This window comes from Streptomyces sp. NPDC015144, from assembly GCF_043079735.1.
Taxonomy (GTDB): Bacteria; Actinomycetota; Actinomycetes; order Streptomycetales; family Streptomycetaceae; genus Streptomyces.
The window spans coordinates 413,651-437,135 of the sequence record NZ_JBIBUU010000001.1 but is presented as its reverse complement, the minus strand read 5'-3'; the positions used below and the strand labels follow the sequence as shown (position 1 = coordinate 437,135).

The following is a 23,485-nucleotide window of genomic DNA, read 5'->3' as shown; positions in this document are numbered from 1 at the left end:
TCAGCCGCTTTTCCGGAACCGGGGCAGCAGCGGCACCGCCGCCATGAACGCCCAGGTCACGAGGATGAACGGCCAGGTGAAGGTGTGGCCGCCGAAGGGTTTGAAGAACGAGGTCAGGGAGGCCGTGAGGCCCGTGGAGGCGGCGGCGCCGAAGAGCGCGTACGCCCCGTTCCACACCGTCGGGGTCAGGAAGACCGCGCCGATGGCGATGGCGACGAGCACGGCGTTGTATCCGTAGATCCCGTTCGCGATCAGCGAGCTGGGGGCGCCCAGCAGCCAGGCGGCGAGGATCCCGACGACGCTGCCCCCGGCCGCGAAGAGCACCACCCGCACCCCGGCGCAGGCCAGGCCGACGAGCATGATGAGCCCGACGTACCAGGCGTCGACCAGGAAGATCTGCGAGACGTTGGTGAAGAAGCCGTGCCACAGATCGCTCCAGGAGAGCCCGGTGGCGCCGCTGGTGGTGCTGGACACCTGCTTCGGGGCGCCGTGCCAGATCCGTGCGAAGGACGGCGCGCCGAGCACCATGACGCCGGAGACCAGGCAGAACGGTGCGGTGAGCGCGGTCAGTCCGTACGGTTTCAGCAGGTTCGTCAGGGCCATCGTCAGCACGGTGCACATGATCGAGCCGATCACCGCGAGGACGTACGTGGCGGGGTGGTGGCCCAGCGAGGTGACCAGGGCGATGCCGGTGAGACAGCCGGAGTACCCGTGCAGGCCGAGGGCGATGGAGGGGCGGTCGACGCCGAACGCGTAGGCGGTCAGCGTCGAGAGGGCGGTGCCCAGGGTCGCGAAGAGACCGATCTGCCAGCCGGCCGCCCAGAGTCCGGCGAGGATGAACGCCCCGGTCCACAGGCACGACTGGAGGTCCACCTGCCCGACCCCTCGGATCGTGGCCAGCAGGAACGCGGTCGGCTGCCGCTGCTCCAGCCTGCGGACGGCAGTCGGCTCGGCGAGGGACAAGGGGACTCCAGCGCATAGCGGATCAGGGATGGAACGCTCTTCGCGGTCTGCCGCCATCAACGCACAGGTCGGCCCGGTCTTCTCGCGGAGCGCCGTCCGGCTGCGCCGTTGGGGTCGTGAACCGCGCCGTCGGGCGTGGGAGACGGGGATGTCCGGACCGGCTCGTTAGCTTCGGTGGATGTCCCCGCAGATGCGCCTGCACCATCGCACCCACCCCGATCACCACCCCGGAGCGCAGCCCGCCGTCGTGGCGGCGGTCGCCGTCGGCGGCGCCGTGGGCGCGCTGGCCCGCTACGCCGCCGAGCGGCTGTGGCCCGACGGCCCCGAGGCGTTCCCCTGGACGGTGCTGCTGGTCAACGCCGTGGGCTGTTTCCTCATGGGCATCCTGATGGTGACCCTGAAACTGCGGTTCCCCGGCGCGCCCCGGCTGATCAGCCCGCTGCTCGGCACCGGGGTGCTCGGCGGGTTCACCACGTTCTCGCACTACACGGACGGGGTGCGGCAGCTCTTCACGGAGGGCCGGACCGGTGACGCGGTCGGCTGTCTGCTGCTGACCGTCGTGGCGGCGCTGGCCGCGGTGACGGCGGGTGCCTTCGCCGCGCACCTGGTGCTCGGGCGGGGTTACGCGGAAGAGCCGGAGAGTGCCCGATGACCGACTGGCTGCTGGTGCTCGTCGGCGGGATGGTCGGTGCGCCGCTCCGCTACCTGCTCGGGGTGGACGCGAAGTTCCGCCTGCACACCGCCTTCCCGTGGGGCACGTTCGCGGCCAACGCGGGGGCGGCGTTCTTCCTCGGCTACGTCTCCGAGGCGGTGACCGACGGGGAGTTCGGGCCCCGCCTCCAGTTGCTGCTGGCCACCGGATTCTGCGGGGCGCTGTCGACCTGGTCGACGTTCTCGTACGAGCTGCTGACCCTCGCCTCGGCCCGGCGGACGGCGCTGGCCGCCGGATATCTGACGCTCACCGTCGCGGCGGGCATGGGGCTGTCCTTCGCCGGGGCGGCTCTGGCGGACGCGGTCCGATGAGCGCGGGGCGCGGGCGGCGACGGTGCGGGCGGCGGGGACGGGTCCGCGCGCCGGGGTGGCGCACGGCCGGGCAACGGGTTTCGGCCCCGGCCCGCGCGGAGCGGACCGAGGCCAAGGCCGAAAAGAGGTGGTTCCCGGGGGGCCCGGGGTGGAGCGGGATCAGTCGATGCCGGGCAGGATGTGCGGCTCGGCGAGGTCGTCCTCGTAGCCGGCCAGCCGGATCGGGGCGGACCGGGCCCACACCTCGATGTTGCGCAGCTTCTCGGGCCTGCGGGCCGGGCCCGTGTGCCGATCGGCGGGGCGCTTCTCGTGCTTCGTCAGTTCCGGTGTCGTCACCGCGCACTCCTTTGTGTCGCATCGCCCCGGACGGCGCCGAAGCTCCGGCCTGACTGCCGGAATCGGCCGCCCGTGCGGGGCAGGGGCAGAGAACAGCTCGGTCGCGGTGGCGCCGGGTACAGGGCGGGACGGCGACCTGGTTGACAAGTCTGTCCCGGGACGGTCGAGGAGGGTTTGTGGACTTCTCGATGGCGTCCGTTCACATCAGAGTAACCAAATGAGCGCTTCCGCGCTCGATAGAACGTGTGCAGTAGGTCACTTTCAGCCACTCCGCAGGGAAAAGACCCGTCCGCGATCACGGCCCGGAGAGCGGCCGTGACGGACAGCATGGCACCGCACCCCGCGTGTCCGGGACGGCATGTCGGCAAGCTGCCGGTACCCCGCCGGGCGGAGCGGCATCACGCGGTCCGCCCCATGACGACATCCGCCCCGGGGCGACGGGCCCCGGGGCGGATGTCCGGACGGCTACCAGTTGGCCGGGGCGTAGTCCTTGAGGAAGCAGCCGTAGAGGTCCTCGCCGGCCTCGCCGCGCACGATCGGGTCGTAGACCCGGGCGGCACCGTCGACCAGGTCGAGCGGGGCGTGGAAGCCCTCCTCCGCCAGACGGATCTTGTCGGGGTGCGGGCGCTCGTCGGTGATCCAGCCGGTGTCGACGGCGGTCATCAGGATGCCGTCGTTCTGGAACATCTCCTGCGCGCTGGTGCGGGTGAGCATGTTCAGGGCGGCCTTGGCCATGTTGGTGTGCGGGTGACCGGCGCCCTTGTAGCCGCGGCTGAACACACCCTCCATCGCGGAGACGTTGACGACGTAGGCCCGCTTGGCCGCGGTGGCCGCCATGGCCGGGCGGAGCCGGCTGATGAGGATGAACGGGGCGGTCGAGTTGCAGAGCTGGACCTCCAGCAGCTCGATCGGCCCGACCTCGTCGACGGTCTGCACCCAGCTGTTCGTGTCGTGCAGGTCGGGGACGAGCCCACCCGCGTCGATCGCGGTCCCGGCGGCGATCCGCTCCAGTGAGGCGGAGCCGGTGACCAGGGCGAGCTCGGTGACGTCCTGGGCGCTCAGCCCCTCCTTGCGGGCGGACGGCAGGGCGGCCACCCGGTCGACGGTGCCGCTGCCGAAGGTGCCGATGACCTCGGCGGCGGGCAGCTCGCCCGCCGGGAGCGGCGCGGACTCGGCGTTGACCAGTTCGCTGTAGGCGTTGGGTGAGCGGCGCACCGTCTGGGCCGCGTTGTTGATCAGGATGTCCAGCGGGCCCTCGGCGGCCACCGAGTCGGCGAGGGCGACGACCTGGGCGGGGTCGCGCAGGTCGATGCCGACGATCTTCAGCCGGTGGATCCACTCACCGCTGTCCGGCATCGCCTTGAAGCGGCGGATCGCGTCGTTGGGGAAGCGGGTGGTGATGGTGGTGTGGGCGCCGTCGCGCAGCAGCCGCAGCGCGATGTACATGCCGATCTTGGCCCGGCCGCCGGTCAGCAGGGCGCGCTTGCCCGTGAGGTCCGTCCTGGCGTCGCGGCGGGCGCGGTTCTCCTGCGCGCACGACTGGCAGAGCTGGTGGTAGAACGCGTCCACCTCGACGTACCGGGTCTTGCAGATGTAGCAGGACCGGGGGCGCTGGAGCACGCCCGCGATCTCGCCGCGGGTGGACGACGACGGCAGGACGCCCTGGGTCTCGTCGTCGATCCGGTCGGCCGAGCCGGTCGCGGTGGCCTCGGTGACCGCCTTGTCGTGGGCGGTCTTGGCGGCACGGCGCTCCTGGCGGCGGCGCTGCTTCACCGTCCGGTAGATCCCGGCGGTGGCACGGCGCACGGCGACGGCGTCGGGGTGGTCGACCTCGATACGGTCGAGTTCGTCGAGCACACTGAGGCAGACGGCGAGCCGCTCCGGGTCGATCCCGGGGCCGAACTCCTCCGTACCGGGAGCGAGCTCCTGGCTGTCCTCTGTCACCGTCATCGCCGTTCCTCTGCCGTCCGTCTCTCATGGCGGCCGACCGCCGTACCTGCTTGTGCCGGGCCGAAACGCCCCGGTCAAGTCTGCCATGCACCTGATGCTGCTCCGTTCGCGTGACGGGGTGGGACCGGCCGTACCCGGGGGCGGTACTCTTCGCTGCGGCGTCGTGGCCGACCGGTGCGGCGGTGGCCGGGAACTGCCGGGTTTCCGCCGGAGTGGGACCGTGCTTCGCGGGTAGGCGGACACCGAGAAGCCGTCACCGAACACCCCTGCGTCGCCCTGGCTGGAGCACATGAACGAACAGGTCACCTCACGACCGGCGGACGGGCCGTGCCCGGACCGGCCCCTGGAGGTTCTGCACAGCGCCGAGGTGTTCGACGGCGAGCCGGGCTGCATCGCACAGGCCCGCGCGCTGGCCGACCGCTTCCTCGTCCGGCTGGCCGCCGAGTGGCTCGCGGTCCTGGGCGAGCGCACCCGCGGCGATCTGCTGCTGGCGGTGAGCGAGCTGGTCACCAACGCCGACCGCTACAGCCAGGGCCCCTACCTGCTGGAGCTGGAGGGCACCGCGGAGCGCGTCAGTGTGACGGTGTACGACTCCAGCACCGCGCTCCCGGTCTTCTACTCCCCCGACCCGGCACGCCCCGGTGGCCACGGCATGGAGATCGTGGTGGCGTTGTGCGACCGGCTGACCGCCGAGCGGGTGCCGGTGGGCAAACGCATCCGGGCCGAGTTCGAGCTGAGCAGCTGAGCCGCCGGACACCTCGACCGCTGGGCGGGCGGGGTCAGCGGCGTTCGAAGACGCAGTCGCCGCACAGTCCGCCCGCCGGGACGCGGTAGTAGAGGCAGCAGCTGCGCCGGCGGAACGCCGTGTCGTGCGGGGCGCCGGTGGTCCGCAGGTCCGGGTGGTCGAGGAGTTCGGCGGTCAGGGCACGGGCCCGGGCCGCCGCGTCGGGGCGGCGGTGCGTCGCCGCCCAGGAGACGAGCTGGCGCAGGGCCCCGGCGAGCGCGGAGCCGGCGTTGCCCCACAGCAGCCGGTCGGAGAGCGGCCCGTCCCGGTGGACCGCGTCGGCGAGCGGTACGAGGTGCCCGTACTGGACGGTCTCGCGGATACGGTCGGCGGTTCCGGGCAGCGATTCGGTGCCGTCCAGCCACAGGTCGTCGGGGGACGACTGCCCCGGGTCCCAGTGGAGGGAACCGGCCGACAGGTCGGGGAAGCGGCCGGTCACCACCGCCGGTCCGAGCGCGGTCGACCAGAGGCGGGCGGCCAGCCCCAGGTGCGCGATCGAGGCGGCCACCCTGCGCTCGGCGGTGCCCAGCCGGGCCGCGACCGTGTCGATGCGGGCCGTCAGCGGGGCCTGCTCCCCCGCGTACAGCCGTGCCAGGGGGCGGTGTTCGCCACCGGTCGGTGCGACGGACCGCAGTGCGAAGAACCCCTCCGCCGGACCCTGGGCGGACTCGTCCATGGGCTGTGCTCCTTCCCGGCGCCCGTCTTCCGGGGACGAAGCGGCCCCGCCCACCGTAGACCCGTGGGCGGAGGGGGAACGGCTCCGGGTGGAAGGGCCACCGACCGGGGGCGGAGAAGCGGGCCACGCCCGTACTACTGGAGCAGTACGTCCGATTGCCCTCTCAGGGACGACGACGTGGCGCCGCCGGAGCGACATGGTGGGGTACATGAGCTCCCTCGCGCTTTCCGTGCTGCTTTCCCTGGTCTCGGCGGTCGCCTACGCGGCCGGGGCGATCGTCCAGGAGCGCGTGGCGGCCACCGGTGGCGGTGGTGCGTTCGCCCCGCTGCGCGACCGGGTCTGGTGGGCCGCCGTGGCCCTGAACGGGGTGGGGGCGCTCCTCCATGTCGTGGCGCTGGCCTGTGGTCCGCTCAGCCTCGTCCAGCCGCTCGGCGCGCTGACCATCGTCTTCGCCCTGCCGATGGCGGCGCTCCTCGTCCGCCGCCGGGCCGGGGCCACCGCGTGGCGGGGCGCGGTGATGGCGGCCGCGGGGCTGTCGGGGCTGCTCGCGCTGACGGGGCATGCCACGTCCCATGCGCTGCGCGGTCCCGAGCAGTTGGTGCTCGCCGGGGTGGCGCTGGGCGCGGTCGCGCTGCTCGCCCTGGTCGCCACTGCGGGGGTGCGCCGACCGGCGGTGCGGAGCGTGGTGCTGGCCGGGGCGGCGGGCATCGCGTTCGGAGTCGCCTCGGTGTTCATAAAGACGGTGGCGGTGGCGTGGACCTCGGGGACGGTGCTGGTCGGGCTGGTGGCGATCGCCGTGTTCGCGGCCGCCGGTACGCTGCTCTCCCAGGCCGCGTACCGGGGCGCCGGGCTGACCGCGCCGCTCGCGACGGTGACGGTGGCGAATCCCGTGGTGGCGGCGGTCGTCGGCATCACGCTGTTCGGGGAGCGGTTCCGGTACGGCACGGCCGGGACGGTGCTCGCGCTGGGCTGCGCGGTGGTCGCCGCGGGCGGTCTGGTCCTGCTCGTGACGGAGCGGCTGGGCGCCGAGCGGAACGGGGCGGCGGACGACGGGCGCCCCGGAGCGGACGGCGGTCCGGGAACGGCCGGGGCCCCGGTGCCCGTGACGCGTCCGCTGCCTCCGGTCCTGCCGTTGGAGCGCCTGGACCGGGTGACGTTCGCCACGGGGAACCCCGTCGGGCCCCGGGCGGCCGGGCGGGGTCCGACGGTCCGCCCGGTCCGTACGCCGCCGTTCAGACCTTGACGCCGCCCGCCCTCAGGTAGGCCAGCGGGTCGATGTCCGATCCGTAGCCGGGGCCGGTACGGATCTCGAAGTGCAGGTGCGGTCCCGTGACGTTGCCCGTCGCTCCGGAACGGGCGATGCGCTGGCCCGCCGTGACATGCCGGCCCTCGCGCACATGGAGCGCGGACAGATGGGCGTACTGGCTGTACTTGCCGTCGCTGTGCCGGATCACGACCTGGTAGCCGTACGCCCCGCCCCAGCCCGCCGAGACGACCGTGCCGGAGGCGATCGCCCGGATCGACGTACCGGTGGGGACCGGGAAGTCGACCCCGGTGTGGTAGCCGCTCGCCCAGGACCCGGGCTTGTGGTACGGCGTCCCCAGGCCGGCCGCCACGGGGGCGACGAGGGCGGGGCGGTGTGCCGTCTCCTTCGGGTGCGGCTTGGCCTGCTCGTGCTGGGGCTTCGGCCGGGTCGTCGGCCTGGTCTTGGCGGGCTCGTGGCGCGTCCCGGGCTTCGCGGACTCCTGGTGGGGCTTGGCGGCCTGCTGCTTGGGGGCGGTGGCCCGGTCGTGCCGGTCGGTGTTCGCGGCCTCGGTCCGGTGCGGCGTCGCGGCCTTCGCAGTCCCGGTCCCGGTTCTCTTCGGTGCGGTGGTCTGCTGGCGCTTCGGTGTGGTCGCGGGGGCGGAGCGCTTCTGCGGACGGGGGGCGCGGGTGGCGTCCAGGCTGAGCCGCTGCCCGGGAAGGATGAGGTCGGGGTCGTCGCCCACCACGTCCCGGTTGCGCTCGTAGAGGTGCTGCCAGCCGCCCTTGAGGCGCTTGTTCGCCGCGATCGCGGAGAGCGAGTCCCCGCGCGCCACGGTGTACGACTCCCGCTTGCCGGGCACGGTGGTCGGGGTGGCGGGAGCGGCGGCGGGGCGCGAAGCCGGCTGCCCGGTCCCCGCCTTCCGGGTGGTCTGCGACTGGGGGGCGACGTCGGGTTCCTGCCCGTCGCGGGTCAGCCCCGCTCGCGTGGAACAGGTCGGCCAGGCACCGGGCCCCTGTGCGTCGAGCACCTTCTCCGCGACGGCGATCTGCTGCTGCTTGGTGGCCAGGTCGGCGCGCGGGGCGTAGGCCGTACCGCCGTAGGCCGACCAGGTGGAGCGGGTGAACTGGAGCCCGCCGAAGTGGCCGTTGCCGTTGTTGATCTGCCAGTTGCCGGTGGACTCGCAGGCGGCGACCTTCTCCCAGACGTCCGTCGGGGCGGCCTCGGCCGGTACCGCGGCGATGAGCGGGAGCGCAATGCCCGCACCGCCGATGGTGACCGTGAGCGAGGCGCGGTTGATCCGGCTGGGCTGGTACTTGCGGTGCCGTCCGTTCGCGGCCATGACTTGGCTCCCCCACTGGCATAGGACACGTCGCAATCGCCCAACTTATGTGCAGGTGAAGGGAGATGACAAGGGAGCGAGGGGGCGCACGGGGCATGGGGGGCGCACCCGCGCCGCCCCGCCGCGGCCCGTGCGTCAGAGTGTCGGCACGCCCGCCCGGGTGACGGAGCGGTCCCGGGCCGCTGCCACGAGCGCGGCCATGACCCGGGTGTCCTCGCCCGCCTCGGGGTGCCACTGGACCCCGAGCACCAGGGCGGTGCGGCCGGTCAGCTCGATCGCCTCCACGGTGCCGTCGGCCGCGTGGGCACTCGCCGTGAGCCCGGCCCCCAGCCGGTCCACGGCCTGGTGGTGGTAGGTCGGCACCGCGACCGGCCCTGCGACGGCCTCGGCGTAACGGGTGCCGGGCACGGGGGTGACGGTGTGTTCGCCGAAGACGCCGGTGCCTCCGGTGTGCCCGTCCAGGTGCTGGTGCAGGGTGCCGCCGAGGGCGACGTTGAGCAGCTGCATGCCCCGGCAGATGCCGAGCAGGGGGACGCCCCGGTCGATCGCCGCCTCGATCAGCGCCAGCTCCCAGGTGTCCCGGGCGCGGCTGGGCGAGCCGGTGCGGGGGTCGGGGCGGGCGCCGTAGCGGGCCGGTTCGACGTCGGCGCCGCCCGCGACGACCAGGCCGTCCAGCGCGTCGACGGCCTCCCGGGCCGCGTCGGCGGTGTCGTCGGGCGGCAGCAGCACCGCCAGCCCGCCCGCCGCCCGCACCAGGCGGGGGTAGCCGGCGGGCAGCAGGGCGGCGGGCATCTCCCACACGCCCCACCGGGCCGGTTCCTGGTAGGTGCTGATGCCGATGACGGGCCGGGCCATGGGGCTTCCTCCGGTTTCTCCCCGACTCCCTTGCCGGTCGGGGGTGTTCAGTCGCGTGACAGTTCGGCCTCGGCCGCCGCCAGGGCGGCGAACTCCTCCTCCGGGGCGCCCGCGACCAGACGGTGGCGGCTGTAGAACGCGAAGTAGGCCAGCGCCACCGCGTACACGCCGAGGGCGATGAACGCCGCGTCCCGGTCCACCAGGAAGGTCGCCACCAGCGCCGAGCATGCCAGGACGAACGCCACGGAGGAGGTGAGCGCGCCGCCCGGGGTGCGGTAGGGGCGTTCGAGCGCCGGTTCGCGGCGGCGCAGCACGATGTGGGAGAGCGCCATCAGGGCGTAGCTGATGGTGGCGCCGAAGACGGCGACGTTCAGGATCCGGCCGCCGTTGCCGATCCAGGCGGCCAGGGTGAAGCCGATCGCGCCGGGGATCAACAGGCCGAGGTAGGGGGACTTGCGGCGGTTGGTCAGCGAGAGGAAGCGCGGCAGGTAGCCGGCCCGGGAGAGCGCGAAGAGCTGGCGGGAGCCGGCGTAGATCAGTGAGAAGAAGGACGCCACCAGTCCGGCGAGGCCGGCGTAGTTCACGAAGCGGCTCAGGCCGGTGGGTCCGCCCCCGCCCTCCAGCGCGACCACCAGGGGGTTGCCCGCCTCCTGGATGGCGCGGGCGCCCTGGGCCCCGGTGGCGGCGAGGAAGGTGAGCACCGCCAGCCCCACCAGGACGGTCAGCGAGATGGCCAGCGCCCTCGGCATCGACCTGACCGGGTCCCTGGCCTCCTCGGCGGCGAGCGGCACGCCCTCGACGCCGAGGAAGAACCACATGCCGAAGGGGAAGGCGGCCCAGATGCCGAGCAGCCCGAAGGGCAGCCAGCTCGACGCCCCGAAGGCGCCGTGGTCCACCGGTATGTCGTCGAGCCGGTGGACGTCGAAGTCGGTGAGCGCGCCGACGGCGAAGACGAGCAGCGCGGCCACCGCGACGGCGGTCACGACCAGGCTGAACCGCAGCGCCTCGCCGACGCCCCAGAGGTGGATGCCGATGAACAGGGCGAAGCAGACGAGGTAGACGGGCCATCCCGAGGTGAGCCCGAACAGACCGAGGGATTCGACGTAGTCGCCGATGAACAGCGAGATGGCGGCGGGGGCGAGGATGTACTCGATGAGGATGGCCGTTCCGGTCAGGAAGCCGCCCCAGGTGCCGAGCGCCCGGCGGGCGAAGCCGTAACCGCCGCCCGCGGTGGGCAGGATGGCGGAGAGTTCGGCGAGCGCGAAGACCAGGCAGGCGTACATCAGGCCCATCAGCACCATGGCCGCCGCGAGTCCGCCGAAGCCGCCCTTGGACAGGCCGATGTTCCAGCCCGAGTAGTCGCCGGAGACGACGTACGCGACGCCGAGACCGGTGAGCAGCAGCCATCCCGCGCTGCCCCGGCGCAGGGTGCGGCGGTGCAGGTAGGCGTCGGTGCCAGACGGTTCGCCGGGTGGGCTGGTGGGGGTGTCGGTTCCCTGGGTCATGGGCGCTCCAGACGTGTGGCGACGGCTCCGTGTCGGCACGGAGTCGCGGGGAGACGGGGAGACGGGGAGGGCAGACGGACCGGTCGTCGATCAAAGGTTCAACCGCACACCTTTGTGGAACGCCCGGTGAAACACAAGAGGCAGGCATCGAACGGCGACACGGATGACGCGATCTCCCGTCATCAGCCACCGTCAAGACCTCCGCACCCACCCGCCTCAAGCGACCGGAACACCGGTCCGGCACCCTCGGCCGGGCCCCCTTCCCAATCAATGGTCTCCTGTCATACCTTACGGATCCCGGTGCACCCAAGGAGGAATCCCGTGGCAGACCGCACACCCCCGCTGACCGTCGAGAAGCTGCGCGCGCTCGTCGCGGACGGGTCCGTCGACACCGTCGTGCTGGCCTTCCCGGACATGCAGGGGCGGCTCCAGGGCAAGCGGTTCGCCGCGGACTTCTTCCTCGCCGAGGTGCTGGAGCACGGCACCGAGGGCTGCAACTACCTGCTCGCGGTGGACACCGAGATGAACACCGTCGACGGGTACGCGATGTCCTCCTGGGAGCGCGGTTACGGCGACTTCGCGATGCTCCCGGACCTGGCGACGCTGCGGCCGGTGCCCTGGCACCAGGGCACCGTGATGCTGCTGGCGGACCTCGCCTGGGACGACGGCAGCCCGGTCGCCGCCGCACCGCGCCAGGTGCTGCGCCGTCAGCTGGACCGGCTGGCCGCCCTCGGGCTCCGTGCCCAGGTGGGGACGGAGCTGGAGTTCATCGTCTTCAAGGACAGCTACGAGCAGGCCTGGGACCGCGGCTACCGGGGGCTGACCCCGGCCAACCAGTACAACATCGACTACTCCATCCTCGGCACCGGCCGCGTCGAACCGCTGCTGCGCCGCATCCGCAACGAGATGCGGGGCGCCGGACTGACCGTCGAGTCCGCCAAGGGCGAGTGCAACCTCGGACAGCACGAGATCGTCTTCCGCTACGACGAGGCGCTGGTCACCTGCGACCAGCACGCCGTCTACAAGACGGGCGCCAAGGAGATCGCCGCGCAGGAGGGCGTCGCGCTCACCTTCATGGCCAAGTACGACGAGCGCGAGGGCAACTCCTGCCACATCCATCTCTCGCTCACCGACGCCGACGGCGTGAACGCCATGGCCGGTGACGGCCCGGACGGCATGTCGGAGCTGATGCGGCACTTCCTCGCCGGGCAGCTCGCCGCGCTGCGCGACTTCTCCCTGCTGTACGCGCCGAACATCAACTCCTACAAGCGGTTCCAGCCCGGCTCCTTCGCGCCGACCGCCGTCGCCTGGGGCCACGACAACCGCACCTGCGCGCTGCGCGTGGTCGGGCACGGCTCCTCCCGCCGCTTCGAGAACCGGCTGCCCGGTGGCGACGTCAACCCGTACCTCGCCACCGCCGGACTGGTCGCCGCCGGGCTGTACGGCGTGGAGAAGGGGCTGGCACTCCCGGAGCCCTGCGCGGGCAACGCCTACACCGCCGGGTACGAGCAGGTGCCCACCACCCTGCGCGAGGCCGCCGACCTGTGGGAGGCCAGCCCCATCGCCAAGGAGGTGTTCGGCGAGGAGGTCGTCGCGCACTACCTGAACATGGCCCGTGTCGAACTGGCCGCCTACGACGCCGCCGTCACCGACTGGGAACTCCGGCGCTCCTTCGAACGCCTGTGACCTCCTCCCCCGCCCCGTCCGCCACTCCCGATCGAGGCCCGTACGTGTCCCACCCGAACGCAGCACCCACCACGGACGCACGAGTGACCCTGGACGTCCTGAACCCGGCCACCGCCGAGGTGGTCGCCACCGTCCCGGCCGCCACCGCCGCCGATGTCGACGCGGCCGTCGTCCGCGCCACGGCCGCCCAGCGCGTCTGGGCCGCCGCGGCACCCGCCGACCGCGCCCGGCTGCTCCGCCGGTTCGCCTCCGCGGTCGACGCGCACGTCGAGGAGCTGGCCCTGACCGAGGTCCGCGAAGCCGGTCACACCCTCGGCAACGCCCGCTGGGAGGCGGGCAACGTACGCGACCTCCTCGACTACTGCGCGGGCGGTGTCGAGCGGCTGCTGGGCCGTCAGATCCCGGTCGCCGGAGGCATCGACTTCACCCTGCTGGAGCCGCTCGGCGTCGTCGGTGTCATCGCGCCCTGGAACTTCCCGATGCCGATCGCCGCCTGGGGAGCGGCGCCGGCGCTCGCCGCCGGCAACGCCGTCCTGCTCAAACCCGCCGAGACCACCCCGCTGACCGCACTGCGCCTGAGCGAACTGGCCCTGGAGGCCGGTCTGCCCGACGGACTCCTCCAGGTGCTGCCGGGCGAGGGGCCGGTGGCCGGTGCCGCCCTGGTGGAGCACCCCGGTGTCGCCAAGATCGTCTTCACCGGTTCCACCCGGACCGGAAAGCACATCATGGCCCGCTGCGCCGACCGCGTGAAGCGGCTCACCCTGGAGCTCGGCGGCAAGAGCCCGAACGTGGTCTTCGCCGACGCCGATCTGCCGGCCGCGGCGGCCGCCGCCCCCATGTCCTTCCTGGACAACGCGGGACAGGACTGCTGCGCCCGCACCCGCATCCTGGTCGAACGGTCGGTCCACGACCGCTTCCTGGAGCTGCTGGAACCGGCGGTCGCGGGCGTGGTGGTCGGTGACCCGTCCGACGAGAAGACCGCGATGGGGCCGCTGATCTCGGCCGCCCAGCGGGACCGGGTGCGCTCCTACGTGGCCGGCGCGCCGTCGGCCGGGACGGGCAGGATCCTCGGCTCGGCGCCCGACGGCCCGGGGTTCTGGTACCCGCCGACCGTCCTCGTCGGGGTGGATCCCGACGCCCCGGTCGCCGTCGAGGAGGTCTTCGGCCCGGTCGCCGTGGTGCTGCCGTTCGACGACGAGGCGGACGCCGTACGGCTGGCGAACGCGACGGAGTACGGACTGTCCGGGTCCGTGTGGACCCGGGACGTGGGCCGTGCGCTGCGGGTCGGCCAGGGGCTGCGGGCCGGGAACCTCTCGGTCAACTCGCACTCCAGCGTCCGGTACGCCACGCCCTTCGGCGGCTACCGGCAGTCCGGGCTGGGCCGCGAGCTCGGCCCCGACGCCCTCACCGCGTTCACCGAGACCAAGAACATCTTCATCAGCACGGAGGACTGAGCACCATGACCGACACCACCAGTGTCTGCCGCCGCCTGACCGGCCGTACCGCCGTCGTCACCGGGGCCGGGAGCGGCATCGGGCTGGCCACCGCGCGACGGCTGGCCGCCGAGGGCGCGCACGTCGTCTGCGCCGATGTGGACGAGGAGCACGGCAAGGCCGCCGCGGAGGAGGTCGGCGGCCTCTTCGTCCGCACCGACGTGACCGACGCCGAGCAGGTGGAGGCCCTGTTCAGGGCGGCGTTCGACACCTACGGCTCGGTCGACATCGCCTTCAACAACGCGGGGATCTCGCCGCCCGAGGACGACTCCATCCTGGAGACCGGGCTCGACGCCTGGCGCCGGGTGCAGGAGGTCAACCTCACCTCCGTCTACCTGTGCTGCAAGGCGGCCATCCCGTACATGCGCCGCCAGGGCAAGGGCTCCATCATCAACACGGCGTCCTTCGTGGCCAGGATGGGCGCGGCCACCTCGCAGATCTCGTACACCGCGTCCAAGGGCGGGGTGCTGGCGATGTCGCGGGAGCTGGGCGTGCAGTTCGCGCGGGAGGGCATCCGGGTCAACGCGCTCTGCCCCGGGCCGGTCAACACCCCGCTCCTCCAGGAGCTGTTCGCGAAGGACCCGGAGCGGGCCGCCCGCCGGCTGGTGCACATCCCGGTCGGCCGTTTCGCCGAGGCCACCGAGATCGCCGCCGCCGTGGCCTTCCTCGCCAGCGACGACTCCTCCTTCGTCAACGCCACCGACTTCCTGGTGGACGGCGGGATCTCCGGCGCGTACGTCACGCCGCTCTAGAGCCCGGCCCCATACCCCTGTTGAACGTGTTCAACAGGGGTATGGGAGGCTGCCGCCGACGGCTTGACCGGAACGGGCCGCGTACGGGAGGTCCCGATGTCGGGTGGAGGCGGGCCGCGCACGCGGCGGGCGTTCCTCGGAGCCGTGGCGGCCGTCGTGGTGGCCGCCACGACGGTGTCGTGCGCCGGCGCCGCCCAGTACTACGAGGGAACCGGGCTCCACGACGCGACGGTCACCGAGGTGGCCGGGGACTGGAAGTCCGTCGAGGGGACCCGTGTCGTCCTCCGCCGGGACGGCACGGCCGTTCTGGAGAAGCTCGACGGACAGGGCTTCGACTACGACGACGGCTGGCGCCTCTCCGGCCGGGGAACCTGGCGACTGACCGACACGAGCGGCGGACAGACCGTCCGACTCGTGCTGACGGACCGGACGCGGGTGGACCGGCGTCCTCCCGGGACGTCCGCCGAAACCCCGGAACCCGGTACCCCGGAGCCCGATGCCTCCGAACCCGGCGCTTCGGGCCCCGAGGCCCCGTCGACGTACGCGTGGAGCTTCCACGTGGACCGCGACAAGCGCGACGCGCCGGTGCTGTTCTTCTTCTGCGGCGACCCCGACATCGGGAACACCTATGTGATGGAGCGCGGGTCCGCGTCGTAGCCGAAGGCCGCGCGCGCGGGCGTCACCGCCGGTACCGCCGCGCCACCGCCGCGAACGCCTCCTTGGGCTCCCATTCCATGTCGGGGTAGGTGTGCCCGCGACGGCCTTCGAGGAGTTTGACGATGCCGAGCCCGGCCCGGTCCAGGTCGTCCCGGGGGTCACCGTCCGGGCGGTGCGGGTAGCCGGACAGGGCGAACAGGAACACGAACGCGCTGTCCACGCCCTCGGTCTCGAAGACCTCCAGCAGTTCGTCCAGGTAGGCGGCCTGACCGGCCTCGTCGCGCTCGTACACGCCGTCGAGCCGCACCGGCGCGCCGGTCTCCGGATCGTGCTCGACCACGTCCAGCACGCGTCCGCCGCGGTCCCCCGCGCCGAGGTAGGCCGCGGTGCCGAACCCGGTCATGGCGAGCGGCTTCGGCCCCCGGGCCAGGGTGCGCACCGCGTCCCGGAACAGATGGGCGATCCCGGCGGAGCGGATCAGCTCGAACGTGGTGATGTCGAAGGGGTCCCAGTCGATCTGCTCGAACTGGATGGCCGCGTAGGTGAGCCGTCCCCCGAACCGCTCGCGGACGGTGGCCGCGGCGTCGCGGAGGAACGCGTTGACACGGACGCCGAGTTCGCCCATCGCCTCGCTCCGCCGCTCGGGCCGTCCCATCAGCCCCTGGACCCGCTCCTCGGGAGTCCCGCCGGGCAGGAAGCCCCGGTTCATCACACTCAGCTCGACCCCCGCGACGAAGACGACGTCGGCTCCCCGCCGCCGGATCCGTTCGGCCCGCTCGGCGCAGTCGGCGAAGAGCGCGAGGATCCGCTCCGGCTCGAGCTCCAGGGGGTAGGGCGAGAACCAGACCTCCAGACCGAGCTCCGCGGCGATCCCCGAGGCCAGCTCCAGCCGACCCGGGTCGCCACCGATGACCTGGACGGCATTGCAGTGCAGGTCGTCGCGGATGACGGCGAGTTCGCGCCGGACCACCTCGGGGTCGAGCCGCTCCCGGGCCGTCCGGCCGTTCCGGACGAATCCGGTGTCGTAGGTCATTCCTCTTGCTCGCACGGTGGCGTCCTTCCTCTCGCTCCCGGAGACACCGAGGCTGACGCAAAAAGTGCGTGCACGCAAGTTTGCGTGCACGCACTTTCACATGGGAGGCTGTCGCCATGACGACACCACCACCGGGTCTGCGGGAACGGAAGAAGCAGGCGACTCGTGCGGCATTGCGCGAGGCGGCGCTGCGCCTGGCCGTGGAGCACGGACCGGACCAGGTACGGGTCGAGGACATCGCCGAGGCGGCCGGGGTTTCGCCGCGCACCTACAACAACTACTTCGCCAGCCGCGAGCAGGCGATCGTCTCCGCCGTCACCGACGACCGGGAGACCCGGATCGCGGCGGCGGTCGCGGCCCGTCCGGCCGGAGTGCGGCTGGCCGACGCCATCACCGAGGCGGTGGTCGGGCAGTACACCGACACCGGCGAGCAGACGCCCCGGGCGCTGCTGCTGATCACCACGCGGACCGCGCTGCGCGAGGCGTTCCTCGGGACCACCGCCGCCATCGAACCGCCGCTCGCCGCGGTGATCTCCGAACGGCTGGGCGGCACCGGAGCGCAGACGGCCCGTGTCCTCGCGGCGAGCGTGGCGGCGGCGGTCCGCATCGCGCTGGAGGAGTGGCTGCGGCCCGCCGAGAGCCCCGGGGCCGGAGGGCTGGTCGTGCCCTCGGGCCCCCTGGCCGACCGGCTCCGCGCGGCACTGGCCCCGCTCGCGCCCGCGCTGGACGCCGCCGAACGGGCCGCCCGGCCGTGAACCCGCGCCCGCCGGGGCCGTCCGGCGGGCGCGGCCTCGGGCGCAGCGATGTCGGACTCCCGGGCGGTCCCGCTCACACGGTGCCCGGCGGCTCCTCGTCGACGGGGGTCAGAAGCCGGGTCAGATGACGGGCCGACGCGTCCCAGGACCAGGACTCCTCGACCCAGGCACGGCCGGCGGCGCCCATCGCGGCACGGTCCGGGTCGAGGAGGACGCCGGTCAGCGCCTCGGCCACGGCCCCGGTGTCGGTGCCGTCCACCACCCGGCCGGTCCGGCCGTCGAGGACGGTGTCCGGGGCGCCGCCCGAGTCGCCGACGACCACCGGCAGTCCGCTCGCCGCCGCCTCCAGGAAGACGATGCCGAGCCCCTCCGCCTCCAGACCGGCCCGCCGGGTGCGGCAGGGCATCGCGAAGACGTCCGCCGCGGCGTAGTAGGACGGTGTGCCGCTGTGCGGGACCCCGCCCACGAAGTGGACGGCCCCCTCGCCGTGCCGGGCCGCCAGCTTGCGCAGCCGCGCCTCGTCGGGCCCCTTCCCCACCACCAGCAGCACCGCGTCGGGCACCCGCCGCCGGATCAACGGCAGCGCCCGGATGAGGGTGTCCTGACCCTTCCGGGGCACCAGTCTGGCCACGCAGAGGATGATGCGCGCGTCTCCCAGCCCGAGCGCGGTGCGCGGGTCCGGTCCGGCGTCGGCGCGGGGGCGGTACGCCTCGGGATCGACCCCGGGGACCAGCCGGCTCATGCTCGCCCGGGGACCGAGCGCGGGCTCGATCCGGGCGCGGGTGTACTGCCCGAGGTAGGTGACCACGTCGACACCGGTGCCTATTCGGCGCATGAGTTGGCGCGCGCCGGGCGTCCTGGCCCACCAGATCTCGTGGCCGTGGGTGGTGGCCACGATGCGCCGCACCCCGGCGCGTCGCAGGGCCGGCGCCATCAGGGCCAGCGGGGCGGCGGCACCGAACCAGACCCGGTCACAGCCGTGCGCCTCGGCGATCTCGACGGCCCTGCGGGTCGCCCGCCCGGTCGGCAGCAGCGTCCGGGCCGGGTCGCGCACCACGGGGAACGGCAGGCCGGCGTCGTACGCGGCGTCACCGGGCTCGTGCGAGGTGTAGACGACCACGTCGTCGTCGGGGACGCGGGTGGCCATCGCGTGCACGAACGTCTCAATACCGCCCTGACGTGGCGGAAAGTCGTTGGTGATGACGAGGGTGGAGCCCATGTGGTTCTCGGTTTCCTTCGGCAGGCAGGGAACGGTCGGATTCGTACGGAAGCGGGCAGCCCGGAGCCCGGTCACGGGCATGACGGCTCACCGGGGCGGCCCAGGGGGCGTCCGGTCACCGATGTGATGAGGGTGCGGGCGGGACGGTACCCGGCAGTACGCTACCTGCAAGAGGCAGCCAACTGCCGTGTGAAAGGTGGTTGTTCAGTATCCGCTGGGGCGCACCAGGCCGGTTTCGAAGGCGTGGACCGCGGCCTGGGTACGGTCGCGCAGCCCGAGCTTGGCCAGGATCCGGCCCACATGGGTCTTCACGGTCTGCTCCGCCACCACGAGCCGTCCGGCGATCTCGGTGTTGGACAGCCCCTGGGCGATCAGCGCCAGGACCTCGGTCTCGCGCTCCGTCAGCTCCCCCGCCCGCCCGGCCGGGGGGCGCGGGGCGGCGCTCACCCGGGCGAACTCGGCGATCAGCCGCTTGGTGATGTTGGGGGCGAGCAGCGCGTCGCCCTCGGCCACCACCCGTACGGCGTGGGCGAGTTCATCGGCCGAGGCGTCCTTCAGGAGGAATCCGGAGGCCCCGGCGCGCAGCGCCTCGTAGACGTACTCGTCGAGATCGAAGGTGGTCAGGACCAGGACCTTGGTGGTGGCGCCGTCGGCCCCGGTGACGGCACGGGTCGCCTCGATGCCGCCGAGCCGGGGCATCCGGATGTCCATCAGGACGACGTCCGGGGCGAGTTCGGCCACCTTCTCCACCGCGTCGGCGCCGTCCACCGCCTGGCCGACCACCTCGATCCCGGGTTCGGCGTTCAGCAGCACCGTGAAGCCCTGGCGGACCATCATCTGGTCGTCGGCGATCAGGACGCGGATGTCCGTCATCGGGGATCCTCTGCGGGGTCGGCGGGGCGGACGGGGCGGCGGACGGGCTCCGCCGGGGGCAGTGCGGGAAGTATCGCAGTGACGTCGAATCCCCCGTCGGGGGTGGCTCCGGTGGCGAGTTCGCCGCCCAGCATCGCGGTGCGTTCGCGCATGCCGAGCAGGCCGTGGCCCCCGTCGCGGGCGGGCGGGGCGGCCCGGTCCGGTCTGGTGTTGGTGACCCGGACCACGACCGCGTCCGGTTGGTGGCCGATCTCCACCCGGACCCGGGCGCCGGGGGCGTGCCGGATCGCGTTGCTGAGCGCCTCCTGCACGATGCGGAAGGCCGACAGTTCGACGCCGGGCGACAGCGGGCGCCGTTCCCCGGTGACCGTGGCGGTGACGTCGAGTCCGGCCGCGCGCGCGTTGCCGACGAGGTCGTCGAGCCGGTCGAGGGTGGGCTGCGGGGCGTGCCGGTCCGCCTGCGGAAGGGGGTCCTCGGAGCGCAGTACGCCGAGGACGCGGCGGAGTTCGGTGAGGGCGTCGACCGCGTTGCGGCGGATGCCCTCGACGTTCTCCCGGAGTTCGTCGGAGGGGTTGTCGACCAGGTGCGGGACGACCTGGGCCTGGATGGAGATGACGGACATGTGGTGGGCGACCACGTCGTGGAGTTCGCGGGCGATGCGGTTGCGTTCCTCCAGCAGGGTGCGTCGGGCGCGCTCCTCGGCGGTCAGCCCCTCCTGCACGACCAGTCGGGTACGGGCCACGGACAGGCCGCGCAGGGCGGTGCCCAGCATCGTGACGACGACGAGGACGACGAGGGCGAGTCGGGGGCCGGGGCCCCCGCCCCGGGAGACCGCCGCGTCGCAGGCGAGTCCCACCAGTGCGGTGATCGCCAGGGCTTCGACGGCGACCCTGGGCCGCACCCTCAGGGCGAGCAGGAAGAGCACCCCGGCCTGCACCGCGACACAGGTCGCGTTCCAGGGGTACACGGAGGGCTCGGGCCCCGCGAAAGGGGTGGCTCCGAAGAGGATTTCCTCCGGCGCGGAGGCGGCGTTGGCGGCGAACGGGGTGACCACCACCGTCACGAGCAGCGATGCCCACCAGGCCGGGACCGGGCGGTACAGGACGGCGAGGAGCGCCACCGTCTGGACCACGGCGAAGGGGAGGCCGAGTTGGATGCCCGCACCGAACTGGAAGGCGTACAGGTTGGTGTTGGCGACGAGCAGGCCCGCCGCGACCATCACCAGCGGCACCATGATGACCGGTCGCCACTCCAGCCAACGCGGCTTCCCGTAGCTCCTGTTCGGGTCCTCCCGCGTCGTCAGAAGGTCCTCGCGCAGCGTACGGGGCAGGGCCCGCAGCCACCGTACCGAACGTTTCACCGTGTATTCCCCGTTCACGGTTGGCACCTTAGACACCTCCGGCCGCCGTCCGTCGGGGGCGTTCCGCTCTGACGACCAGGCTCTCTCCGCGCGGACGCCGCCGCTCGTACCCGTGGAAGGCCGCCCGGCAGAGCGCCAGCGCGACGGCGAACACCGGTAGCCAGGCCAGCCGGGCGAGCACCCAGCCGGGGTGGTCGGGCGGGGTGTGCAGGCCCGGCAGGGGGGTTGGGGCCGTCAGGCCGAGCGCGGTGACCGCGATCATCGCGGTCTGGTGCCAGAGGAACACCGTCATGGCGGAGAGGTTGAGTACGGCGACCCCGGCCCAGAGAACGGGGCGCCGCAGCATCCGGCGCAGCGGGCCGAGCAGGAGCAGCGCCGCGCCGCACTGCGCGAGGCCGAAGGTGACCACCGCGAGGGTCGGCGGGTCGAGGTTGGAGATCTCCGTGCCGGGCACACCGACCATGGACGCGGGGTAGCCGCCCCAGCGGACGAGCGCGGCGGTGGCCGCGGCGCCGCCGAGCAGCAGGGTCCAGCCGGTCCGGCGGCCGCACAGCTCGCCGCGCGCCCAGGCCGCGCCGAGGCAGTACGGCACCAGCCAGCCGGCCGCCACGTTGACCGAGGCGAGCGCGGTGGGGGCGTCCAGTCCGAAGCGGTACAGGTCGACGACGAGCACGACGGCGAACGGCCAGAGCGGATGGAGCCGTGCCACCAGGGGGGTGGCTGCCGTGAGGCCCATGAGGACCACGACGAACCACAGCGGCGACCAGACCAGCTTGCCCAGGGCCCGCACGGTGTCCTGGTCGGTGCCGGAGGCCAGCAGGGCGACCGCCACGGCGGCCCACACGGCCAGGAGCACGGCGGTCGGGCGCAGCAGCCGGACGGTCCGGGCCCGCAGCCAGCGGCCGTAGCTCTCGCCCCGGGCGCGGGCCGTGGCATGGCTGCGCGCCCCGACCACTCCGCCGACCAGGAAGAAGACCGCCAGGGTCTGGAACAGCCAGGTGGCCGGAACGAGTTCGGGGAGGTCGCGCAGCGGACTGGCGCCGTGCACGGTGCCGCTGTCGGCGACCAGGGCAGTCACCAGCCAGTGGCCGAGGACGACGCCGAGGATGGCGAGGGCGCGCAGGGCGTCGAGGGCGCGGTCGCGGTCGGTGGTGGTGGTTGCGGCGGATTCGATCCGCTGGGCGACGTCACGCATGGCGCTCTCCCCGGGTCGGTTCGGATCCGGCCCGGCCGGCCACGATCCGGGCGATGTTCCGCAGTGGTTCGGAGCCGCTCTTCAGGTAGTCGCCGTGGCCCCCGTCGCCCGCCGCGAAGATCCGGGCGCCGAACCGCGGCGAGACGGGGTCGGTGCCGAAGCCCAGCTCCAGGAAGGGCAGTCGCAGCCGGACGTGCGGCACGTCGGCGATCCAGTCACCGTCGGCGCGGCCCGCCCAGACGGTCGCCCCGGTGCGCAGGGCGGCGGCGTCCGGGTAGCCGGTTCCCGGGCTGCCGTACAGGACGATGTCGGCGGCCCGAACTCCGTGCGCGGCCCGCGCGCAGACGACGGTGCCGTAGGAGTGGCAGAGCAGTGCGGTCCGGGCATCGGGTTTGAGCCGTTCCAGCTCATGGGTGAAGTCGACGAGTCCGGGGGCCGCCGCGATGGCGCGGTCCGGGGTGACGGAGCCGACGCTCACCGTGTCCGGGGTCGGGTATCCGAGCCAGGCGATCACCGCGGAGCGGCCGCCCAGTTCGCGGAGCAGGGCGCGCGATCCGTCGCGCAGCCGCCAGTAGTGGTCGAGGCCGATGCCCGCGCCGGGGACGAGTACGGCGATCCGTTCCGCCCGCGCCAGGTCGCCGAAGACCTCGGCGGAGCGGCCGCCGTCGCGCCCGTCGAAGGTGAGGAAGGTGCGGGCGGGGCCGGCCATCTCGTGGAGTGCGGCGGCCCGGACGCGGTCCCCGTGGCCGGCCGCCGCGCGTTCGGCCGCGACGATGTCGGTCCGGGTGGCCGCGTACCGCTCGGCGAGGGCCGCCGGGGCGGCGGTGCCCAGCGGGTTCCGGGCGGCCGGCGCGGGCGCCGGGACGGCCTCGGGGCGCGCCATGCCGGAGACCGGAACGGCGACCGAGGCGGCCACGAGCCCGGCGAGCAGGCCGCGGCGCAGTCGACCGGTGCGGGGTGAGGACGGCATGACGAGGCGGTTCCTTCCGTGCCTGGCGGCTTCGGGGAGGGACGGGCGGGGAGCGAGTGGTACAGAAGCTAGGGACCGGGCCGGGTAGTCGGCGTCCCACCGGGGTGTGAACCTGTTCCGTAGCTCCCTGGGACTACGGGTATGACCGGCGGTCAGGGGCGGGAACGGGTGGGACCGGACGGTCGGTGGCACGCCCGAACTGTGCCGTTGGTACAGTCACAGCCCGAATTGCCGGACCAGGAAGAGGCCAGCGGACCATGGCGGTGGACGATCTCGACACCCGTATCCTCCGGTTGTTGATCGAGCAGCCGCGTACCAGCGTCCGCGAGTACGCGCGCATCCTCTCCGTCGCCCGGGGCACCCTCCAGGCGCGGATCGACCGGCTGGAGCGGGACGGTGTGATCACCGGCACGGGTCCGGTGCTGTCCCCGGCGGCGCTGGGCCATCCGGTGCTGGCCTTCGTCCATCTCGAGGTGACCCAGGGGCATCTGGACGAGGTCGGCGAGGCGCTCGCCGAGGTGCCGGAGATCGTGGAGGCGTTCTCGACGACGGGCGGCGGGGATTTGCTGGCCCGGGTGGTGGCCCGTGACAACGGGCATCTGGAGGATGTGATCCAGCGGTTGATCCAGCTGCCCGGGGTGGTGCGGACGCGTACGGAGGTGGCGTTGCGCGAACGGGTCGCGCACCGGCTGCTGCCGCTGGTCGAATCGGTGGGCCGGACGGCGGCGGCCGAGCGGAGGTGATCAGGGTCGGGCATGCCGGGCATGCCGGACGGCGATGCCGCTCGGCGGTCTTCGGAGCTCGGCGGACCGAT

Annotated in this window: 23 protein-coding genes; 10 read left to right on the top strand and 13 right to left on the bottom strand. The window is 73.2% G+C overall.

The window, feature by feature from the left end:
* Positions 1-963, bottom strand: a complete 963-nt coding sequence (locus ACF08W_RS01875) for an urea transporter (RefSeq protein WP_385209416.1) — start codon at positions 961-963, stop codon at positions 1-3.
* 178 nt (positions 964-1,141) lie between these two features.
* Here ACF08W_RS01875 and ACF08W_RS01870 point away from each other — a divergent pair, with 178 nt between their 5' ends.
* The gene (locus ACF08W_RS01870; RefSeq protein ID WP_392278055.1) at positions 1,142-1,615 is read left to right on the top strand and encodes a fluoride efflux transporter FluC; all 474 of its coding nucleotides are present in this window, start codon (positions 1,142-1,144) and stop codon (positions 1,613-1,615) included.
* Complete coding sequence (locus ACF08W_RS01865; protein ID WP_385209413.1) at positions 1,612-1,986, top strand: fluoride efflux transporter FluC; 375 nt, start codon at positions 1,612-1,614, stop codon at positions 1,984-1,986. Before ACF08W_RS01870 ends, ACF08W_RS01865 begins: the two co-directional genes overlap by 4 nt.
* Before the next feature lie 159 nt (positions 1,987-2,145).
* On the opposite strand, the gene ACF08W_RS01860 is transcribed toward ACF08W_RS01865, so the two are convergent.
* Entirely contained in the window at positions 2,146-2,322 is a 177-nt protein-coding gene (locus tag ACF08W_RS01860) for a hypothetical protein (protein ID WP_352274572.1), read from the bottom strand.
* 465 nt (positions 2,323-2,787) lie between these two features.
* Positions 2,788-4,272: an SDR family NAD(P)-dependent oxidoreductase gene (locus ACF08W_RS01855; RefSeq protein ID WP_385209408.1), complete on the bottom strand. Its 1,485-nt coding sequence runs from the start codon at positions 4,270-4,272 to the stop codon at positions 2,788-2,790.
* A 289-nt stretch (positions 4,273-4,561) separates the two neighbouring features.
* Between ACF08W_RS01855 and ACF08W_RS01850 the strand changes: the two genes are divergently transcribed.
* A complete protein-coding gene (locus tag ACF08W_RS01850; RefSeq protein ID WP_352274574.1) occupies positions 4,562-5,017 on the top strand; it encodes an ATP-binding protein in 456 nt (151 codons plus the stop codon).
* Positions 5,018-5,051: 34 nt separating this feature from the next.
* Here the strand turns inward: ACF08W_RS01850 and ACF08W_RS01845 are convergent, their stop codons facing one another.
* Positions 5,052-5,732, bottom strand: coding sequence for a (2Fe-2S)-binding protein (locus ACF08W_RS01845; protein WP_392278054.1), 681 nt, complete (start codon positions 5,730-5,732; stop codon positions 5,052-5,054).
* Positions 5,733-5,940: 208 nt separating this feature from the next.
* On the opposite strand from ACF08W_RS01845, the gene ACF08W_RS01840 reads away from it, so the two are divergent.
* Positions 5,941-6,975, top strand: coding sequence for a DMT family transporter (locus ACF08W_RS01840; protein WP_392278053.1), 1,035 nt, complete (start codon positions 5,941-5,943; stop codon positions 6,973-6,975).
* Here the strand turns inward: ACF08W_RS01840 and ACF08W_RS01835 are convergent.
* The 3 genes from ACF08W_RS01835 to eat form a co-directional block, all read right to left on the bottom strand.
* Entirely contained in the window at positions 6,965-8,317 is a 1,353-nt protein-coding gene (locus ACF08W_RS01835) for a transglycosylase family protein (RefSeq protein ID WP_392278052.1), read from the bottom strand. The two genes, ACF08W_RS01840 and ACF08W_RS01835, sit on opposite strands and share 11 nt — an antisense overlap.
* Positions 8,318-8,452: 135 nt before the next feature.
* Positions 8,453-9,172 carry a gamma-glutamyl-gamma-aminobutyrate hydrolase family protein gene (locus ACF08W_RS01830; protein ID WP_392278051.1) on the bottom strand — a complete coding sequence of 240 codons (720 nt, stop codon included), beginning with the start codon at positions 9,170-9,172 and terminating at the stop codon, positions 8,453-8,455.
* A gap of 47 nt (positions 9,173-9,219) precedes the next feature.
* Positions 9,220-10,677 carry an ethanolamine permease gene (eat, locus tag ACF08W_RS01825; protein WP_385209393.1) on the bottom strand — a complete coding sequence of 486 codons (1,458 nt, stop codon included), beginning with the start codon at positions 10,675-10,677 and terminating at the stop codon, positions 9,220-9,222.
* Positions 10,678-10,998: 321 nt separating this feature from the next.
* Here eat and ACF08W_RS01820 point away from each other — a divergent pair, with 321 nt between their 5' ends.
* From ACF08W_RS01820 to ACF08W_RS01805, 4 genes are all read left to right on the top strand, one after another.
* Positions 10,999-12,363: a glutamine synthetase family protein gene (locus tag ACF08W_RS01820; protein ID WP_392278050.1), complete on the top strand. Its 1,365-nt coding sequence runs from the start codon at positions 10,999-11,001 to the stop codon at positions 12,361-12,363.
* A gap of 83 nt (positions 12,364-12,446) precedes the next feature.
* On the top strand, positions 12,447-13,817 hold the full coding sequence (locus ACF08W_RS01815) for an aldehyde dehydrogenase family protein (RefSeq protein ID WP_392278049.1): 1,371 nt from the start codon (positions 12,447-12,449) through the stop codon (positions 13,815-13,817).
* A gap of 5 nt (positions 13,818-13,822) precedes the next feature.
* On the top strand, positions 13,823-14,608 hold the full coding sequence (locus ACF08W_RS01810) for a 3-oxoacyl-ACP reductase (protein WP_352274582.1): 786 nt from the start codon (positions 13,823-13,825) through the stop codon (positions 14,606-14,608).
* Positions 14,609-14,704: 96 nt separating this feature from the next.
* Positions 14,705-15,265: a hypothetical protein gene (locus ACF08W_RS01805; protein ID WP_392278048.1), complete on the top strand. Its 561-nt coding sequence runs from the start codon at positions 14,705-14,707 to the stop codon at positions 15,263-15,265.
* Positions 15,266-15,287: 22 nt separating this feature from the next.
* Here ACF08W_RS01805 and ACF08W_RS01800 read toward each other — a convergent pair whose 3' ends face one another.
* Positions 15,288-16,298: a hypothetical protein gene (locus ACF08W_RS01800; RefSeq protein WP_392278328.1), complete on the bottom strand. Its 1,011-nt coding sequence runs from the start codon at positions 16,296-16,298 to the stop codon at positions 15,288-15,290.
* 116 nt (positions 16,299-16,414) lie between these two features.
* Between ACF08W_RS01800 and ACF08W_RS01795 the strand changes: the two genes are divergently transcribed.
* The gene (locus ACF08W_RS01795; protein WP_392278047.1) at positions 16,415-17,053 is read left to right on the top strand and encodes a TetR/AcrR family transcriptional regulator; all 639 of its coding nucleotides are present in this window, start codon (positions 16,415-16,417) and stop codon (positions 17,051-17,053) included.
* A 73-nt stretch (positions 17,054-17,126) separates the two neighbouring features.
* Here ACF08W_RS01795 and ACF08W_RS01790 read toward each other — a convergent pair whose 3' ends face one another.
* The 5 genes from ACF08W_RS01790 to ACF08W_RS01770 form a co-directional block, all read right to left on the bottom strand.
* The gene (locus ACF08W_RS01790; RefSeq protein ID WP_385209379.1) at positions 17,127-18,272 is read right to left on the bottom strand and encodes a glycosyltransferase family 4 protein; all 1,146 of its coding nucleotides are present in this window, start codon (positions 18,270-18,272) and stop codon (positions 17,127-17,129) included.
* A 204-nt stretch (positions 18,273-18,476) separates the two neighbouring features.
* Positions 18,477-19,145 (bottom strand): response regulator, encoded by a 669-nt coding sequence (locus tag ACF08W_RS01785; protein ID WP_385209376.1) that lies wholly within the window; start codon positions 19,143-19,145, stop codon positions 18,477-18,479.
* A complete protein-coding gene (locus tag ACF08W_RS01780; protein ID WP_392278046.1) occupies positions 19,142-20,524 on the bottom strand; it encodes a sensor histidine kinase in 1,383 nt (460 codons plus the stop codon). Before ACF08W_RS01780 ends, ACF08W_RS01785 begins: the two co-directional genes overlap by 4 nt.
* Positions 20,525-20,534: 10 nt before the next feature.
* On the bottom strand, positions 20,535-21,701 hold the full coding sequence (locus ACF08W_RS01775; RefSeq protein ID WP_392278045.1) for an acyltransferase: 1,167 nt from the start codon (positions 21,699-21,701) through the stop codon (positions 20,535-20,537).
* Positions 21,694-22,671 carry an alpha/beta hydrolase gene (locus ACF08W_RS01770; RefSeq protein ID WP_392278044.1) on the bottom strand — a complete coding sequence of 326 codons (978 nt, stop codon included), beginning with the start codon at positions 22,669-22,671 and terminating at the stop codon, positions 21,694-21,696. Before ACF08W_RS01770 ends, ACF08W_RS01775 begins: the two co-directional genes overlap by 8 nt.
* 257 nt (positions 22,672-22,928) lie before the next feature.
* Here ACF08W_RS01770 and ACF08W_RS01765 point away from each other — a divergent pair, with 257 nt between their 5' ends.
* Positions 22,929-23,414: an Lrp/AsnC family transcriptional regulator gene (locus ACF08W_RS01765; RefSeq protein ID WP_352274590.1), complete on the top strand. Its 486-nt coding sequence runs from the start codon at positions 22,929-22,931 to the stop codon at positions 23,412-23,414.
* Positions 23,415-23,485: the final 71 nt, after the last annotated feature.

What these genes read in the sequence shown, in the direction of transcription:
- ACF08W_RS01870 (WP_392278055.1), top strand. Translation starts at nt 1,142, where the DNA reads ATGTCCCCGCAGATGCGCCTGCACCATCGCACCCACCCCGATCACCAC.
- ACF08W_RS01865 (WP_385209413.1), top strand. Translation starts at nt 1,612, where the DNA reads ATGACCGACTGGCTGCTGGTGCTCGTCGGCGGGATGGTCGGTGCGCCG.
- ACF08W_RS01855 (WP_385209408.1), bottom strand. Translation starts at nt 4,272, where the DNA reads ATGACGGTGACAGAGGACAGCCAGGAGCTCGCTCCCGGTACGGAGGAG.
- ACF08W_RS01850 (WP_352274574.1), top strand. Translation starts at nt 4,562, where the DNA reads ATGAACGAACAGGTCACCTCACGACCGGCGGACGGGCCGTGCCCGGAC.
- ACF08W_RS01845 (WP_392278054.1), bottom strand. Translation starts at nt 5,732, where the DNA reads ATGGACGAGTCCGCCCAGGGTCCGGCGGAGGGGTTCTTCGCACTGCGG.
- ACF08W_RS01840 (WP_392278053.1), top strand. Translation starts at nt 5,941, where the DNA reads ATGAGCTCCCTCGCGCTTTCCGTGCTGCTTTCCCTGGTCTCGGCGGTC.
- ACF08W_RS01835 (WP_392278052.1), bottom strand. Translation starts at nt 8,317, where the DNA reads ATGGCCGCGAACGGACGGCACCGCAAGTACCAGCCCAGCCGGATCAAC.
- ACF08W_RS01830 (WP_392278051.1), bottom strand. Translation starts at nt 9,172, where the DNA reads ATGGCCCGGCCCGTCATCGGCATCAGCACCTACCAGGAACCGGCCCGG.
- eat (WP_385209393.1), bottom strand. Translation starts at nt 10,677, where the DNA reads ATGACCCAGGGAACCGACACCCCCACCAGCCCACCCGGCGAACCGTCT.
- ACF08W_RS01810 (WP_352274582.1), top strand. Translation starts at nt 13,823, where the DNA reads ATGACCGACACCACCAGTGTCTGCCGCCGCCTGACCGGCCGTACCGCC.
- ACF08W_RS01805 (WP_392278048.1), top strand. Translation starts at nt 14,705, where the DNA reads ATGTCGGGTGGAGGCGGGCCGCGCACGCGGCGGGCGTTCCTCGGAGCC.
- ACF08W_RS01800 (WP_392278328.1), bottom strand. Translation starts at nt 16,298, where the DNA reads ATGACCTACGACACCGGATTCGTCCGGAACGGCCGGACGGCCCGGGAG.
- ACF08W_RS01795 (WP_392278047.1), top strand. Translation starts at nt 16,415, where the DNA reads ATGACGACACCACCACCGGGTCTGCGGGAACGGAAGAAGCAGGCGACT.
- ACF08W_RS01790 (WP_385209379.1), bottom strand. Translation starts at nt 18,272, where the DNA reads ATGGGCTCCACCCTCGTCATCACCAACGACTTTCCGCCACGTCAGGGC.
- ACF08W_RS01785 (WP_385209376.1), bottom strand. Translation starts at nt 19,145, where the DNA reads ATGACGGACATCCGCGTCCTGATCGCCGACGACCAGATGATGGTCCGC.
- ACF08W_RS01775 (WP_392278045.1), bottom strand. Translation starts at nt 21,701, where the DNA reads ATGCGTGACGTCGCCCAGCGGATCGAATCCGCCGCAACCACCACCACC.
- ACF08W_RS01770 (WP_392278044.1), bottom strand. Translation starts at nt 22,671, where the DNA reads ATGCCGTCCTCACCCCGCACCGGTCGACTGCGCCGCGGCCTGCTCGCC.
- ACF08W_RS01765 (WP_352274590.1), top strand. Translation starts at nt 22,929, where the DNA reads ATGGCGGTGGACGATCTCGACACCCGTATCCTCCGGTTGTTGATCGAG.